The 16336-nt window shown below is 41.7% G+C and carries 17 protein-coding genes; 6 read left to right on the top strand and 11 right to left on the bottom strand.

The features are described 5' to 3' along the window. Nucleotides 1-39: 39 nt before the first annotated feature. Complete coding sequence (locus BACCOP_RS13685) at nt 40-882, bottom strand: CvfB family protein (RefSeq protein ID WP_007570110.1); 843 nt, start codon at nt 880-882, stop codon at nt 40-42. A 252-nt stretch (nt 883-1134) separates the two neighbouring features. On the opposite strand from BACCOP_RS13685, the gene BACCOP_RS13680 reads away from it, so the two are divergent. Next, the gene (locus BACCOP_RS13680) at nt 1135-2004 is read left to right on the top strand and encodes an endonuclease/exonuclease/phosphatase family protein (RefSeq protein WP_007570108.1); all 870 of its coding nucleotides are present in this window, start codon (nt 1135-1137) and stop codon (nt 2002-2004) included. An 86-nt stretch (nt 2005-2090) separates the two neighbouring features. On the opposite strand, the gene BACCOP_RS13675 is transcribed toward BACCOP_RS13680, so the two are convergent. The 3 genes from BACCOP_RS13675 to BACCOP_RS13665 are packed head-to-tail and all read right to left on the bottom strand — an operon-like array spanning nt 2091 to nt 5609. Next, nucleotides 2091-2741, bottom strand: coding sequence for an ABC transporter ATP-binding protein (locus BACCOP_RS13675; RefSeq protein ID WP_007570106.1), 651 nt, complete (start codon nt 2739-2741; stop codon nt 2091-2093). A 4-nt stretch (nt 2742-2745) separates the two neighbouring features. Then, entirely contained in the window at nt 2746-3468 is a 723-nt protein-coding gene (locus BACCOP_RS13670; RefSeq protein WP_007570105.1) for a tRNA threonylcarbamoyladenosine dehydratase, read from the bottom strand. Beyond that, the gene (locus BACCOP_RS13665; protein WP_007570103.1) at nt 3465-5609 is read right to left on the bottom strand and encodes a cation:proton antiporter; all 2145 of its coding nucleotides are present in this window, start codon (nt 5607-5609) and stop codon (nt 3465-3467) included. The genes BACCOP_RS13670 and BACCOP_RS13665 overlap by 4 nt, the downstream gene beginning before the upstream one ends. Nucleotides 5610-5826: 217 nt before the next feature. Between BACCOP_RS13665 and BACCOP_RS13660 the strand changes: the two genes are divergently transcribed. Further along, nucleotides 5827-6834, top strand: coding sequence for an aspartate-semialdehyde dehydrogenase (locus BACCOP_RS13660; RefSeq protein WP_007570102.1), 1008 nt, complete (start codon nt 5827-5829; stop codon nt 6832-6834). 105 nt (nt 6835-6939) lie between these two features. Further along, nucleotides 6940-7488: a methylated-DNA--[protein]-cysteine S-methyltransferase gene (locus BACCOP_RS13655; protein ID WP_007570100.1), complete on the top strand. Its 549-nt coding sequence runs from the start codon at nt 6940-6942 to the stop codon at nt 7486-7488. Between the two features lie 182 nt (nt 7489-7670). Here the strand turns inward: BACCOP_RS13655 and BACCOP_RS13650 are convergent, their stop codons facing one another. The 6 genes from BACCOP_RS13650 to xseA all read right to left on the bottom strand — a co-directional run bounded on the left by BACCOP_RS13650 (nt 7671) and on the right by xseA (nt 12964). Further along, nucleotides 7671-8771, bottom strand: coding sequence for an Mrp/NBP35 family ATP-binding protein (locus tag BACCOP_RS13650; protein ID WP_007570099.1), 1101 nt, complete (start codon nt 8769-8771; stop codon nt 7671-7673). A gap of 23 nt (nt 8772-8794) precedes the next feature. Continuing rightward, nucleotides 8795-9553, bottom strand: a complete 759-nt coding sequence (trmB, locus tag BACCOP_RS13645) for a tRNA (guanosine(46)-N7)-methyltransferase TrmB (protein WP_007570097.1) — start codon at nt 9551-9553, stop codon at nt 8795-8797. Between the two features lie 151 nt (nt 9554-9704). Then, nucleotides 9705-10316 (bottom strand): DUF975 family protein, encoded by a 612-nt coding sequence (locus BACCOP_RS13640; RefSeq protein WP_007570094.1) that lies wholly within the window; start codon nt 10314-10316, stop codon nt 9705-9707. A gap of 30 nt (nt 10317-10346) precedes the next feature. Next, a complete protein-coding gene (locus BACCOP_RS13635) occupies nt 10347-11366 on the bottom strand; it encodes a branched-chain amino acid aminotransferase (RefSeq protein ID WP_007570093.1) in 1020 nt (339 codons plus the stop codon). Between the two features lie 78 nt (nt 11367-11444). Then, nucleotides 11445-11663 carry an exodeoxyribonuclease VII small subunit gene (xseB, locus tag BACCOP_RS13630; protein WP_007570091.1) on the bottom strand — a complete coding sequence of 73 codons (219 nt, stop codon included), beginning with the start codon at nt 11661-11663 and terminating at the stop codon, nt 11445-11447. Between the two features lie 2 nt (nt 11664-11665). After that, complete coding sequence (gene xseA / locus BACCOP_RS13625; RefSeq protein WP_007570089.1) at nt 11666-12964, bottom strand: exodeoxyribonuclease VII large subunit; 1299 nt, start codon at nt 12962-12964, stop codon at nt 11666-11668. 99 nt (nt 12965-13063) lie between these two features. Between xseA and BACCOP_RS13620 the strand changes: the two genes are divergently transcribed. The 3 genes from BACCOP_RS13620 to BACCOP_RS20490 all read left to right on the top strand — a co-directional run bounded on the left by BACCOP_RS13620 (nt 13064) and on the right by BACCOP_RS20490 (nt 16062). After that, nucleotides 13064-14425, top strand: coding sequence for an MATE family efflux transporter (locus BACCOP_RS13620; protein ID WP_007570087.1), 1362 nt, complete (start codon nt 13064-13066; stop codon nt 14423-14425). A gap of 51 nt (nt 14426-14476) precedes the next feature. Further along, the gene (locus BACCOP_RS13615) at nt 14477-15109 is read left to right on the top strand and encodes a cytidylate kinase-like family protein (protein ID WP_007570085.1); all 633 of its coding nucleotides are present in this window, start codon (nt 14477-14479) and stop codon (nt 15107-15109) included. A gap of 566 nt (nt 15110-15675) precedes the next feature. Next, nucleotides 15676-16062 (top strand): hypothetical protein, encoded by a 387-nt coding sequence (locus BACCOP_RS20490; RefSeq protein ID WP_007570083.1) that lies wholly within the window; start codon nt 15676-15678, stop codon nt 16060-16062. A 27-nt stretch (nt 16063-16089) separates the two neighbouring features. Here the strand turns inward: BACCOP_RS20490 and BACCOP_RS13605 are convergent. Next, nucleotides 16090-16336, bottom strand: a 247-nt coding sequence (locus tag BACCOP_RS13605) for a transposase domain-containing protein (RefSeq protein WP_007570081.1), incomplete at its 5' end; no start/stop codon positions are given.

The following is a 16336-nucleotide window of genomic DNA, read 5'->3' as shown; positions in this document are numbered from 1 at the left end:
TCCTTCATTGTTTTCATGAAGGAGTTTTTTATGAGGTAGTTATTCTTTTACGAGCCTTATACCGTCATCTTCCAATACTATCAGACGCTTTTTATATAAATCTCCGACAGCCTTCTTAAATGTCTTCTTGCTTACCCCGAACGTATTATATATCTGTTCGGCATCTGTCTTGTCATTTATCGGTGTATATCCGTCGTTATCTTTGATATACTGCAACAGAAGTTCTGCAAAATCATCGACCTTCTTCACTCCTCTTTTCTGAAGTTCCAGGTCTATTTTTCCATCTTCACGCACACGTTTCACATAAGCATGCAAACGCATTCCCGGCTCCAGCGGCTGGAAAATCTCATTATGAAACAACATGCCCGAATATTTGTTATCTACAATAACCTTGAATCCCAAATCGGTTTTCTGCCATACAAGCACCTCAGCTTCATCACCCTGATTATACTCAGGACGTTCCTTCGACAGATAATGCTCTATCTTAGCCGATGCCACAATACGGTAACTTTCCTCATCCAGATGTACATGCACCAGATATCGTCCTCCTTTCTGCATCTTGGCCTTCTGCTCACGGAACGGAACAAAAAGGTCCTTCATCAGTCCCCAATCCAGAAATGCACCATACTGGTTTACCCATGCTACTTCCAGACAGGCAAATTCTCCTACTTGAACATAGGGCTCCAGCGTAGTAGCTACCAAGCGCTCATCCATATCAAGATAAATGAACACGTTCAGCACATCGCCCGGTTTACATCCCTGAGGCACATAACGCTTGGGAAGCAATATTTCGCCATCTTCATCACCATTAAGGTACATGCCGAAATCAACTTCCTTAACAACTTCCAACTGATTATATCTTCCTAACTGTATATGACTCATAACAATCACTTATTTCTGCCAAAGATAGCACAAAAAACTTATATACCCGACAAATGAGAGCTACAAAAGAAAGTCTGACAAACCTATTGACTACATTTGCTAAGTCTGAAAGTCATGAAATAAAGTTTTATGGTTATTTTTATCAGAAAATTTATTCCGCCTATAAGTGAAAAACATCATAAAATTGTTTTACTTAGCGGAACATTTTCAAACGAAAAACAACATATAGCATATCATTAAATTTTTTATTCTATGAAACACTCACTTTTCACTTTGGGAATCGTGGCAGCTTCACTTTCTGTCGCCACTCTTTCGTGCACAACTCAACAACAGCCTACAGAAGTTACTTGGGGAACATTCAACATCCGTTATGATAATCCAGGCGACAGCCTGAACAACTGGCAATACCGGAAAGACAATGTAGCTCAATTCATCAAATCACAGGACATCGACATCGTTGGTATGCAAGAGGTTCTTCACAATCAGCTGGAGGATTTAAAATCACGCCTGCCAGAATATGCAGAAGTTGGTGTAGGACGTGAAGATGGAAAAACAAAGGGAGAATACTCACCTCTATTCTACAAGAAAGACCGCTTCGAAGTACTCGACAGTAACACTTTCTGGCTCTCACAATATCCGGACAGTGTAGGATTTATCGGATGGGACGGAGCTTGCAGCCGCATTGCAACATGGGCAAAACTGAAGGACAAGAAAACCGGAAAGATCTTTATGGCAGTAAATACCCATTTCGACCATGTAGGAACGGAAGCCAGAAGAAAAGGAGCCCTGCTGATCATTGAAAAAATTAAAGAAATTGTGGGCGATCAGCCGGCTGTACTGACTGGAGATTTCAACGTAACAGACCAGTCGGAAGCTTATGAAACTATAACAACCAATGAGTTTGTACTGAAAGATGCGTATAAAGAAGCTGCACAACGCGAAGGAGTAGATTACACCTTCCACGACTTCGGACGTATCCCTGCCGACTCTTGCGACCAGATTGACTTCATCTTTGTTACCCCACAGATCAAAGTTGAAAGCAGCTATATTCCTCAAGAAGCTGAAGAAGCCGGACAATTCTTGTCTGACCACAACCCTGAGGTAGTTCATCTGTCATTCTAAATGGATTTTATAAAAAAGATTTGCATCAGAAAAGACTGTTCAAAGTCAATTCTGATGCAAATCTGCATATGTAAAGATGTAGCTTGCTATTTTATCATTCCATCTACAATGTGAATTGTACGGTCAGTCTGCGCAGCCAGTTCCTCATCGTGGGTTACAATAACAAAAGTCTGTCCCAGTTTATCACGCAAATCGAAGAACAAGCGGTGAAGTTCAATCTTATTCTGTGTATCCAGACTGCCAGAAGGTTCATCTGCCAGTACGACAGAAGGATGATTTATCAGTGCACGCGCTACGGCAACACGCTGTTTTTCTCCTCCCGACAGTTCAGCCGGTTTGTGCGAGGCACGTTCGGCAAGTCCCAGAAAATCCAACATTTCACGGGCATTTTTCTTTGCCTCAGAAGCAGAAATTCCCTGAATTAAAGCAGGAATCATTACATTCTCCAATGCCGTAAATTCAGGCAACAGCTGATGAAACTGAAAAACGAATCCGATTTCCTTGTTTCTGAAAGCCGACAGTTCTTTCTCTTTCAGACGGTTTACTTCCGTATCATTCAGCACTATCCTTCCGCTATCAGGTTTATCGAGCGTACCCATTATCTGAAGCAAGGTAGTCTTTCCTGCCCCGCTAGGTCCGACAATACTTACTACTTCTCCTTTATTTATTATAAGGTCTATCCCTTTCAATACCTGCAGTGAACCAAAGCTCTTGGTTATTCCTTCCAACTGAATCATCGTTCTACAATTTTCGTATTACATATTCTGCCAGATAACAGCCAAATACGGCGGGCATATAGCTCACTGTTCCGGCTGTAGACTTTTTATTCTGTTCATCGTCTACCAGTATAACAGCATTCGGATCTGCCTGTTCGGTACTGAACACTACCGGCAACTTACGTTTCATTCCCATTTTCTGCAAACGTTTACGCACTGCCTTACTCAGTCCGCAATGATAAGTTTCCCATAAGTCAGCAAAACGCACCTGCGTAATATCTCGTTTGGCTCCGGCCCCCATGCTGCTTACAATCTTAATACCACGCTGCAAGGCATGGTAAATAAGATAACACTTGGGAGCTACCGTATCAATTGCATCAACCACAAAGTCGAATTTGGCACTGTCAAGCAGTTCAGGTATTGCTTCATCCTTCAGATACACTGGCAATACCGTAAGTTGAAGTTCCGGATTTATATCGAGAAAACGCTCTGCCAGAACCTCAGCCTTCTGTCTGCCTAGTGAAGAGTGTGTAGCAGGGAGCTGCCTGTTAATATTGCTGGGTTGTACTGTATCGGCATCTACAATAGTCATCCGGCCTACTCCAGCACGGCAAATCATTTCCGCTGCATAGGCTCCCACTCCTCCGAGTCCGACCACCAGTACATGTGCCTGTCTTAAACGGTCGGTCTTATCTTTTCCCAACAACAACTCGGTGCGTTGCTGCCAGGCCTTACTATCTTCGCTCATGAATTCTTTTTAAACCATTTATAGAACCAGTTGCCCACCTTATCATAATATTGTGTTTCAGCCCATCCGCGCGGATCGGAGAACGACAGACTTTCATTCGGATCACCCTTCTGTTCGGGATAAAGCAACATGATGCTGTTATTATTAAAATATTTAGATATCTGCATCGGCAATCGCTCAAAAGCTGAATCATATGAGATAGAGCCACGGCGTGCACTGATGATTACCAGCAAATGATCATAGTTCACCTGTCCGGTCAAAAGAAGCAAGTCATCCCAGTCCTCCAGCTCAGAATAAGCCACACGCGTATCCTTATGCTTTTTCTGTATATATCCACGTATATAACCCAATGTCTGGGGATGAGCATAGAAGTGTACCCTACATCCCAACCGGCTGCTCATACGACACATGTGAGTTATCCATTTCATAAATCCGTGTTCGAACTCAGCTTTCGGAGGTACAGCCACGATAATACGCCTCAACGTATTGACAGGAATCAGGAAGCGTGCTACCATCACTTGCAGATAAGTATTTTTCAGCAGATTTTCTGTCAGATTACCAAAGAAAGAATCGACGATACTCATTTTACAATGCAGACCAATGATGATATTCGTCGCTTCGTATTCCTTCGCAGTATGCAAGATACCGGTAGTAATATTCAAGTCGAAACGCGATACGGTTTTCAGCCTTACGCTGGTCGAAGCCGCTATCTGTGCTGCACGTTCCAGACTGCGTTTGCCACGCATTTCCTGTTTTACCGAACCGTTATTATCGTTGATTACGTTTAGAGCTACCAGATTATCCGGCTGCTTTTCGTCGCGTACCACCATAGCCAGACTCATCAGACTTTCCAGCGTTTCAGGATTTGCTACTGGAATCAGGAATTTTTCTTTTTCCTGAGCCTTCTCGTCACTCACTTCCGCATCGTCCATTGCAATACGTTTGGCTGCATGCTCTGTAATAAACGAACTAACCACACAGGTCACCAGAATAAGTAAGATTGTTCCATTCAGTACATCTTCGTTCAACAGACGTTCTCCATTGGGAAGAATGATATTATATCCCACCAGTACGGCTGCCAGTGTAGCAGCTGCCTGTGCATTGCTCAAGCCGAACATCAGTTCACGCTCCAAAGCACGCATCTTATATATCTTCTGTGTAAGCCATGAAGCAATCCATTTACCCAACAGTGCAACAATAATCATCACTACAGCTACCTTGACAGAATCTATATGACCGAACAAGACATTTACGTCGATCAACATTCCCACACCGATAAGGAAATAAGGAATAAACAAAGCGTTTCCTACAAACTCCAGATGACTCATCAGCGGAGAAACATGAGGTATCAGCCTGTTTAATACCAGACCGGCAAGAAAAGCACCCAAAATACCTTCCATTCCCACAAACTCCATCAGTCCGGCTCCGAGGAAAACCATTGCCATTACAAAGATATACTGCACTACATTGTCACTGTAACGACGGAAGAACCACCGTCCGATACGAGGGAAAGCATACATAATGACTACGCTCAGCACAACAACTTTCAGCACCAGCCATATCCAGAACATTTCGGAAGTTTCACCCTTATACATACCTCCCACTACTGCCAGAACCAGCAATGTCAGTGTATCTGTCACAGCAGTACCTCCCACGGCAATGCTTACAGCCCGCTGACGGTTAATGCCATAGCGGATTACAATAGGATAAGCAATCAACGTATGCGACGCATACATACTGGCCAGCAAAACCGAAGTAGCCAGACTATAACCAAGCAGGTGAAGATTGGTCCATATACCTATTCCCAACGGAAAAATAAAAGCCAGCAGTCCCAGCACGGTAGCCTTTACACGAATGCTCTTAAAATCCTCCATGTTCATTTCGAGTCCGGCAAGGAACATGATATAATAAAGTCCCACCTTGCCAAACAGCTCAAAACTGCTGTCACGTGCCAATATATTGAATCCATGCTCACCGATAACGACTCCCGCCAGAATCATACCGATAATGTGAGGAATACGCAACCGTTCCAAAACAATGGGAGCGAACAATATAATAACCAGCACCAGGAAAAAAATCCACGTAGGGTCGGTGACAGGAAGATGAAAATCAAAGTTTACAAAATCGAGCACTTCTTTCATAAATAGGCGTTACTATTTCATTTTAGAAACAAAAATACAAAAAAACTTCCTATTTTCCGTATTAATAATTCAGAATGTTTTATTTTTGCAATCGGAAATATTGGCAGACGAAACACATCGTTTCAAAAACAAATAAGTTTCTTAACAAAGAGAAGATAAAACAGTCTGCACAGTAAGAAAATGTAAGTATTAACAGTTTAAGAATTTGTAAAAGAAAATGAGAGTAGCTATTGTTGGTGCAAGCGGAGCAGTAGGACAGGAGTTCCTGCGTGTGCTTGATGAGAGAAATTTTCCGATAGACGAATTGTTATTATTCGGTTCTTCACGCAGTGCAGGACGAAAATACACGTTCCGCGGAAAAGAAATCGAAGTGAAACTGCTGCAACACAATGATGACTTCAAAGGTGTTGATGTTGCCTTCACTTCTGCAGGAGCAGGTACTTCTAAGGAATTTGCCGAAACTATCACCAAATACGGCGCTGTAATGATAGACAACTCAAGTGCATTCCGTATGGATGCTGATATTCCTTTGGTAGTACCCGAAGTAAATGCTGAAGACGCTTTAAACCGTCCGCGTGGTATTATCGCTAACCCGAACTGTACTACTATACAGATGGTGGTAGCATTGAAGGCTATCGAAAAACTGTCACATATCAAACGTGTACATGTTTCTACTTATCAGGCTGCCAGTGGAGCTGGTGCAGCTGCAATGGACGAACTCTACGAACAATACCGTCAGGTACTTGCCGGCGAACCTGTAACTGTTGAAAAGTTCGCTTACCAGCTTGCGTTCAACCTGATACCTCAAATCGACGTATTTACCGACAACGGTTATACTAAAGAGGAAATGAAAATGTTCAACGAAACACGTAAGATCATGCACTCTGACGTAAAAGTAAGTGCAACTTGTGTACGTGTTCCGGCTCTTCGTTCTCACTCAGAAAGCATCTGGGTAGAAACAGAACGTCCGGTTTCTGTAGAAGAAGCTCGTCAGGCTTTTGCTGAAGGAGAGGGTCTGGTACTGATGGATAATCCTGAAAAGAAAGAATATCCGATGCCGTTGTTCCTCGCAGGTAAAGATCCTGTATATGTAGGACGTATCCGTAAGGATCTTGCAGACGAAAACGGTCTGACATTCTGGATTGTTGGTGACCAGATAAAGAAGGGTGCTGCGCTGAATGCTGTACAGATTGCCGAATACTTGATTAAAGTAAAGAACATCTAAGAAACCAATTCCATTCATTATACACGAAGAGATAAAACATCTTCTGTCGCCACGTAACAGGGAAGATTGTTTTATCTCTTCTTTTTATTTTCTGCTTTTCTATCTATGGAATACACCAGCCATTATAATTCTCCACTCGGACAGATCACTTTAGCCAGTAACGGAACATGCCTCACCGGTTTATGGTTCGAAGGCCAAAAGTTTTTTGCACGTACGCTGGCCAATTGCACTCAAGAAAAAGATCTTCCCGTTTTTCACCAAACATCCGAATGGCTGGATTGCTATTTCAGTGGAAAGAAACCTGACTTTACACCTGCTCTCCAGCTGAATGACACACCCTTCCGAATTGCTGTATGGAAAATCCTGCAACAAATACCTTATGGAGAAGCAGTTACTTATAAAGATATTGCTCAAGAAATAGCCCGACAGAAAGGTATTTCAAGCATGTCGGCACAAGCTATAGGAGGAGCAGTAGGACACAACCCTATCAGTATTATCATTCCTTGCCACCGTGTAATAGGAAGTAACGGTAACCTGACGGGATATGCAGGAGGGCTTGACCGGAAAATAAACTTACTAGCTCTTGAGGGTGCTGACATTGCAAAATACCTCATATCCACAACTGATTTCATACACGTTAAAAAAACATGCTGATGTTTCTTCTAAAAGATGCTCATGTTTTCCCAAAAAGATGCTGATGTTTTACAGAACTTTTGCCCATATTTTTCAAAAACATGCTGATGTTTTCAGTACACCATACCTCTAAAAAGAGAACACCATCTTCTGCACATGCAAAAGATGGTGTTTTCCTTTCAATATCTGTTATAAAGATATTCTTATTTATGCGTTTTTACAATTTGAGTCGGAGCTAGTTCGGCATTACGCTTTTCAGTCTGTGCTACAACGTTACGTGCCAGTTCAAGGAAAGCTTGTCCGGTCACAGAGTTTTCATCCAGCGCAACCGGTGTACCTTTATCTCCGTTTTCACAGATACTCTGTACGATAGGAATCTGTCCCAGCAACGGAACATTCAGTTCTTCGGCCAGTTTCTTTGTTCCTTCTTTTCCGAAAATATAATATTTGTTTTCAGGCAGCTCTGCTGGAGTAAACCACGACATATTCTCTACCAGTCCGAGAATAGGTACGTTTACCTTATCGTTCATGTACATATTGATACCTTTGCGTGCATCGGCAAGAGCAACCTGCTGAGGAGTGCTGACGATAACAGCTCCTGTAATAGCCAACGTCTGAAGCAAAGTCAGATGAATATCGCTTGTTCCCGGAGGAGTATCGAGAATAAAATAATCCAAATCGCCCCATTTGGCATCACCGACCAGCTGTTTCAAGGCATTGCTAGCCATACCTCCACGCCATAAAGTAGCCTGATCCGGATCGACAAAGAAGCCGATAGAAAGCAGTTCGATACCATACTTTTCAATCGGAACAATCAAATCACGACCATCTACCATTTCAGCATAAGGACGAGCATCTTCTACCTGGAACATTTTAGGTACAGAAGGTCCGAAGATATCCGCATCGAGCAAACCTACTTTATAACCCAGTTTCGAAAGTGCTACTGCCAGATTGGCCGCTACGGTAGACTTTCCTACTCCACCCTTACCGGAAGAAACGGCAATCACGTTCTTTACCTGCGGAAGCATCTTTCCCGGTTCCGGACGGGCAGCCTGACGACTTTCTGTAGCAATCGTCACTTCTACATCCTTTGATATATAAGTATGAATAGCAGTTTCGGCAGATTTAACTACCGATTTCATAAACGGATCGGTCGGTTTCTCGAATATCAATGAGAAGCTCACCTTCATCCCGTCAATACGAATATTATCGGCCACCATTTCGGCTTCTACAATATTCTTTCCATTTCCCGGATAACGCACCGTTGCCAGCGCATCAAGAATAAGTTTTGGATAAAGTGTCATAATATCTCAAATTATTATTATTATTATTTACTTGTTTTCAGCCCGCTGCGTTTGCTGCGGTTGTAACTGCGATAATCATCCAGTTCAATTTCTACATCCGGTTCCTGCAACTCTCCTTCCTGAGGCAGACGGAACTTGATGTACTTTATATTTAAGCCACGATCCAGCCATTGCTGTTCGTAATAGGTACGGATACTCAGAATATCATCATCCATACCCGAATGGTACAGGTCATCGGTGATAAACTCTACCGGCAGATTATTGGCTTCTATCATGTATTTGGTGTAAGTGTACATGAAATTACTGTCGGTCTTGAGATGTACCAGTCCGTCGGGCACAAGAAACTTACGGTAACGGTTCATGAAATAGGTAGAAGTAAGTCGCTTGGTAGCCTTCTTCATCTGCGGATCAGAGAAAGTCAGCCAGATTTCACTCACTTCTCCCGGAGCAAAGAAGCGGTCGATAATTTCGATATTGGTACGCAGAAAAGCAGCGTTTTTCAATCCTTCATTCAAGGCTTCGGTAGCTCCTGTCCACATACGTGCACCTTTTATATCTACTCCGATAAAGTTTTTGTCGGCATAACGTCGTGCCAGTCCCACGGTATATTCACCGCGACCGCACCCCAATTCCAATACAATCGGATTATCGTTCTTAAAGAAATCCTTGTTCCATTTTCCTTTCATCTCGAACGGAACATCATCTACCACCGAATATGGATATTCGAACACATGCGGATACTCCGCCATATCTGCAAACTTTGCCAGCTTTCCTTTTCCCATTTTTTACTGAGTTCTTCTTGTTTTGGGCACAAAGTTACGTTTTTTCACCGGAACGGACAAAAAAGATTTACTACAGAAAACACCACGGGCAGACAGAGATTTCAACCTCTCTGCCTGCCCGTTATATATACAATGATTACAACTATCCGTATTATACTTCTTCGCTGGCGTTTCTACCGCTCAATTCTGCTTTCAGATCTTCATAAAAAGTTGCACGTGCAGTAGACATATAAGGCTGCAAAAACAGTAATCCGATACCCAAAGTCAATACAGATAAAATCATCCAGCCGATAAAACTCAAATTAAGCAAGAATAACTTCATCTTATAACCGTTCATCATGCTCATACTTTTTTCGATAGCAGCATTGTATTTCAATTCCGGTTCATCTTTTAATATATAATAAGTCATAGCATAAGAATACGATTTGATAATACCCGGAACAATCAGCAGACAAGTCCATAACACCGTATAAATAGCAACTAAAATACCCGTACCCCAAATTCTTCCGAAATCCTTGAATCCATCAAACAGTTTTCCAATCTCAAGCGGTTTTCCTTCGCGGAACAAGTCGAGGAACAATATGGCAAATCCATACACAAGCGGATACGTTATTATAAGTGAAACAACAGTTCCCACCTTAGGAATAGAACTAACACCTCCTGCTATCAGTAAATATAGCAACGTAACAAGTGCAGCTATCGTCCAGTTACCCGACAGTGTAGTACGTGAAGCTGCGCGCAATTCAGAATTAAGTTTTAACATAGTATTAGATTTTAAAGGTTAATAATTCATTTACTCTACAATCATTACCCATCCGTATGGATCTGTTTCATCACCATACTGGATAGCACGCAGTTTGTTGTAAAGCTTTTCACTGATAGCACCCGGCTTACCGTCTTTTGCGATGACATACGATTTATGGTTTTCCAAATCGTCGATACGTTCAATCGGACTGATAACGGCTGCTGTTCCACATGCACCTGCTTCTTCGAATGTAGCAAGTTCTTCTTCCGGAATAGGACGGCGTTCTACCTTCATACCCATATCTTCTGCAAGCTGCATCAAGCTGCGGTTTGTAATAGAAGGAAGAATAGAAGAAGACAACGGTGTAACATATGTGTTATCTTTGATACCGAAGAAATTGGCAGCTCCACACTCATCAATATATTTCTTTTCCTTGGCATCCAGATAAAATTCACTGGCATAACCTGCATCGTGAGCCATCTTATTGGCACGAAGACTGGCAGCATAGTTACCACCGACCTTGAATGTACCGGTTCCCAGCGGAGCAGCACGGTCGAACTCACGAATAATAACATAAGGATTGGTTGCAAAACCACCTTTGAAATAAGGACCTACCGGAGTAACGAAAATGACAAAAAGATATTCGCTTGCCGGATGAACACCTACCTGTGCACCCGTACCGATCAGCAACGGACGAATATAAAGAGATGCACCGCTTTCATAAGGAGGAATGAAACGCTCGTTTGCCTTTACAACCATACGTACAGCTTCACAGAACTTTTCAGTCGACAGTTCCGGCATCAGAATACCTCTACAAGTACTTTGCAGACGTTCTGCATTAGCCTGCGGACGGAATACACGGATTTTTCCATCTTTTCCACGATAAGCCTTCAATCCTTCGAAAGCTTCCTGTCCGTAATGCAGACAAGTAGCAGCCATATGAATATTCAATGTTTCTTCCGAACAAAGTTCCAGTTCACCCCATTGTCCGTCGCGATAGTAGCAACGTACATTGTAATCTGTCTTCATATAGCCGAAAGACAGTTTAGACCAATCTATTTCTTTCATTGTTAATATAATGTTTATGTTTTACATTCCGTTACAAGTATTTAAGCAAAAGTAAAGTTTATATTTGCAAAATCCAACTTAATCACAGCTTTTTTCCACTTTATCACCCTCATCGAGCATCTTTTTGATTTCAGCATCTGCTTTATACAGTTTATCCCGACAATACTTTATCAGTTTTTGAGCTTCTTTCAGATTATCGCCCAGCTCGTCTATATCGAGTTCGTTGCCTTCTATTCGTGCCACGATAGCTTCCAGGCGTTTCATTGCTTCGGTATAAGTTTCTTTTTTTGTTGCCATAATTATATCACTTTACTCTTAAATTCTCCTTTCGCTACTTTAGTAACAACTTCATCACCGGGAAGAAGTTGTGTTGCATCCGTTACCGCTCTCCCATTTTTTAAGGTAATACTGTACCCTTTCTTTAACAACAGTTCCGGAGAAGAGGCCTTGACTTGTTGTTCGATCAGTGCCAGACGATGCTTTTCCCGTTGTAGAATCACCTCCAAAGCCGTAGCTATACGACGGTCAATCTGCAACCGGTGTTCTTCTTTCAGGAAACGTGTCTGCCATCCCATCTGTATCTGCTTGGTCAGTCTTTCCTGACGGAAATGTTCATGCTGGAGGCGCATCTGTACCCGTACAGGAATGCGAGATACCCAATGCTCAAACTGTTCCTTTTTACGAGTAAACAAAACCGGCAGTTCCTGATAGATAAATTGTGTATAGCGTTCAAGGCGTTCTGCTGTCTGCCTCAAATGATTTATCAGAAACTCGGCAGCAGCAGTCGGAGTTTTAACTCGTGTATGCGATACCATATCGAGTACCGTATCATCACGTTCATGACCAATGCCGGTTATGACAGGTAATGGAAACTGTGCACAGTGTGTAGCAAGCTCATACGTATCGAATCCGGACAAATCGGATGTAGCCCCTCCTCCACGGATAATGACAACGACGTCCCAACGGTCGCATTCTGCATTGATCCGTTCCAGAGCAGAAATAATAGAACTTTCTACAGCTTCTCCCTGCATGACTGCCGGAAACAATCGAGAATGGAAAGCAAAGCCAAAGGCGTTGTTCTCCAATTGATTACAAAAATCACCATAACCGGCTGCTGTAGCCGAAGATATAACCGCGATACGCTGTGTAAGTTCCGGCAATTCCAGTTCCTTATTCAGTGTCAGGACACCCTCTTCATCCAGACGTTTCAGAATTTCTTTCCGGCGAAGTGCCATATCACCCAGCGTGTAAGTAGGATCTATATCTGTTACGGTCAACGAATATCCATAAAGTTCATGAAAATCGACACTGACCTTCACCAATACCTTAATACCCGAAACGAATGCCTGACCGGTTTCCCGTTCGAAATAAGCTTTCAGCTGATAATATACATTACTCCAGATAATCCCCCTTGCCTTCGCAATCAGGGCATTGCTTTTTGCATCCTTCTGCACAAACTCCAGATAACAATGGCCGGAATAATTTGCCCGCACATCGCTAAGCTCCGCCTGTACCCAATAAGTATCAGGAAGACAAGTACGAATACTTTTGCGTACCAGTGAGTTCAGTTCTTGCAAAGATAAAGATGAATGTTCCATAAAATCTGACACTTTCGATGATGCAAAGATAAAGAAAGTTTTTTCCTTGTATGGAATTTTAAGTACCTTTACCGCGAATTTAATCGTAAAAAGAGTTTTATGACACAAAAAGGAACAGCAACCGAACTGGGAAACCAACCCATCGGCAAACTATTGACGCAGTATGCCATTCCGGCCATTATCGCGATGACAGCATCTTCACTTTATAACATGGTAGACAGTATTTTTATCGGACATGGAGTAGGTGCCATGGCTATTTCGGGTCTTGCCATTACTTTCCCTCTGATGAACCTGGCTGCTGCTTTCGGTTCACTGGTAGGTGTAGGAGCCTCTACCCTTGTTTCTGTTAAGTTAGGACAAAAAGATTATTCCACAGCCCAACAGATTTTAGGGAATGTAGTATCCCTAAACCTGATTATCGGTATCTTGTTTACGATACTGACACTTGCTTTTCTTGATCCTATCCTGTACTTTTTCGGAGCCAGTGAAGTTACTCTACCCTATGCACGCGACTATATGGTAACCATTCTTCTCGGAAACGTAGTTACTCATATGTATCTGGGACTAAACTCCGTACTGCGTTCTGCCGGCCATCCGCAAAAGGCAATGGCAGCAACCATACTGACCGTCGTCATCAATACCCTATTAGACCCTTTGTTCATTTACGGATTCGGTATGGGAATACGTGGAGCAGCTATAGCAACCATTCTGGCACAGATTATATCTTTATGCTGGCTAATTAAAATATTTTGCAATAAAAACGAACTTTTACATTTCCGCCGCGGTATTTACCGATTGAAAGGCGTGTTGGTAGAAAATATTATCGGAATCGGTCTTGCTCCTTTCTTCATGAACGTAGCCTCTTGTATGATAGTAATTCTGATCAACAAAGGGCTGAAACTGTACGACGGCGACCTTGCCATAGGAGCCTTCGGTATAGTAAACCGAATTGTATTTCTTTTCGTAATGATTGTCATGGGGTTAAACCAAGGTATGCAACCTATTGCCGGATACAATTTCGGGGCACGTCAATTTCATCGGGTAAACCATGTCATGAAACTGACCGTCATAGCAGCTACGATTGTCACCACCAGCGGTTTTCTGGTAGGAGAACTGATGCCGGAACTTGCTGTATCGGCTTTTACAACCGACAGCAAGTTGATCGAACTGTCCGCACGGGGACTCCGAATAACAGTCATGTTCTTCCCGATTATCGGATTCCAGATGGTGACATCCAACTTCTTCCAGAGTATCGGAATGGCAAAAAAGGCCATTATCCTTTCATTAAGCCGACAGGTGCTGATTCTTATCCCATGCCTGCTGATACTTCCTTTATTCTGGGGAGCAGACGGAATCTGGTTCAGCATGCCGATATCCGATATCCTAGCCAGCCTGATTGCAGGATTTATGCTATACAACCAGTTTAAGCAATTCAAGCAAAAGGCAGCAGAAATAAATTAAAAGCAAAAATTTTTATTTATATTTGCCTTACAAACCAAACCTCATTCAATTATGAACAATCACTATATAATTAACCTCGGACGTCAGCTGGGCAGCGGCGGAAAGGAAATTGGTGAAAAACTGGCTAAAGACTTAGGTATAGCTTTCTACGATAAAGAACTGATCAATCTGGCTTCTAAAGAAAGCGGACTATGTAAAGAGTTCTTTGAAAAAGCAGACGAGAAAGCTTCGCAAAGCATCTTGGGAGGATTGTTCGGAACACGTTTTCCTTTTATAACAGAAGGAGCTTATCCATATAACTCTTATTTAAGCAACGATTCGTTGTTCAAGATACAAAGTGATGTGATACGTCATCTGGCAGAACAAAAGTCGTGTCTGTTTGTAGGACGCTGTGCAGATTATATTTTACGCGATTTCCCGCGTTGTGCCAACATTTTCGTATCAGCTTCTCCCGAAGCGCGCATTGAAAGACTGATGAAACTGCATAACATCAGTGCAGAAAAAGCAGAAGAACTGATGGAGAAAGCAGACAAAAAACGTTCTTCATATTACAACTACTACAGCTATAAGACATGGGGAGCAGCTGCAACCTATCACCTTTGCATCGATTCTTCGGTTTTAGGCATTGACGGAACTGTTGAATTCATCAAACAATTCGTAAAGCTGAAATTACAGCTTCCTTAATTTTTTCACAATCATTGATTCATTAATCTATTTTATACTATTCTCTATTCATATGGACATAATAAATCCTCAATATTAACACTTATAACTACATATAAATTGCCGCATGTGAAAATTGCTGCTTCAACTGTAGTACACAATATCCTAGATTAATGTTATCTCAGAAATAAAAGAATATATATCCACCTGTAAAGCCACTTCCCCTAGTATAAAAGTTGTTGTCTTTACAGGTGGAGAATGTACCTTATTAAAAGACGACTTGATATCCGCAATTTGTTTTTGTACTAATCTTGGTCTTAAGACAAGAATTGTATCCAATGGTCATTGGGGTAAAAGTTTAGAAACAGCTCAAAACTAGATCAAACACAAGTTACCGAAAAGAATGTAATAAAGCCGTGGCGACTTCGAGGGAACGATACACATACATACGATATCACAAATAACTTACACAATGCTATTAATAAATTAGCCACAGATATTGCCAATATTAATAATTTAACAAAAGAAGAGCAAGAAACCATTCATGAAGTATTAGAAGGAACTATTAATCATAAAAATATTGAAAAATGAAATTTTTTTTTATTCCTGATAAAACTGTTATTACAATATCAATATTGTGCGCAATAGGAATTTATTTCATGATAACTTATGTTATCAATGCACACGAATGGTATTCTACTATTCCTACAATTTTAGCAATTGGGCTTTTCATCCTTTTTATTCTAAAAACACCTTATTGTACCTATATTGAAAAGGAAACTATTATTGTAAAACAAGTATTTGGCTCTATAAAAATCACTGACATAAAAAGCATTAAGCCTATTAAAAAAACAGATTTAGCAAATACTACTAGAGTACTTGAAAACGGAGGTTTTTTAGGACATGTTGGAACTGTAACCATTCTATTTTCCGCCACGACAATTTTATCGGCTGTTTTTCAGCCGATAAAATAAAAATGTCCGCAAGAAAATAGTTTAGTTTTAACATTCCGATTTATAAAAACATGGCAGAAGGACCTTCTTGTCGCAGTCCTTACCATGAAGAATACATTCAAACAAGTGCTTCAGGTAATCCTGAGGGGCTATATCATTAAGCTTGCAGCTTTCTATCAGAGAAAAGATGAATGCCGAGTTTCCTGCTGCATCCTCACTGCCGATGTTCATACAGTTCTTGAGCAGCAGCTTTACAGGTTTCATCCTTTGCTCACAGAGGTTGTTCGATATTTCC

The sequence above is a fragment of the Phocaeicola coprocola DSM 17136 genome (assembly GCF_000154845.1).
GTDB lineage: Bacteria > Bacteroidota > Bacteroidia > Bacteroidales > Bacteroidaceae > Phocaeicola > Phocaeicola coprocola.
The sequence above is the reverse complement of the archived record's forward strand: the minus strand, read 5'-3'. Positions and strand labels throughout refer to the sequence as shown.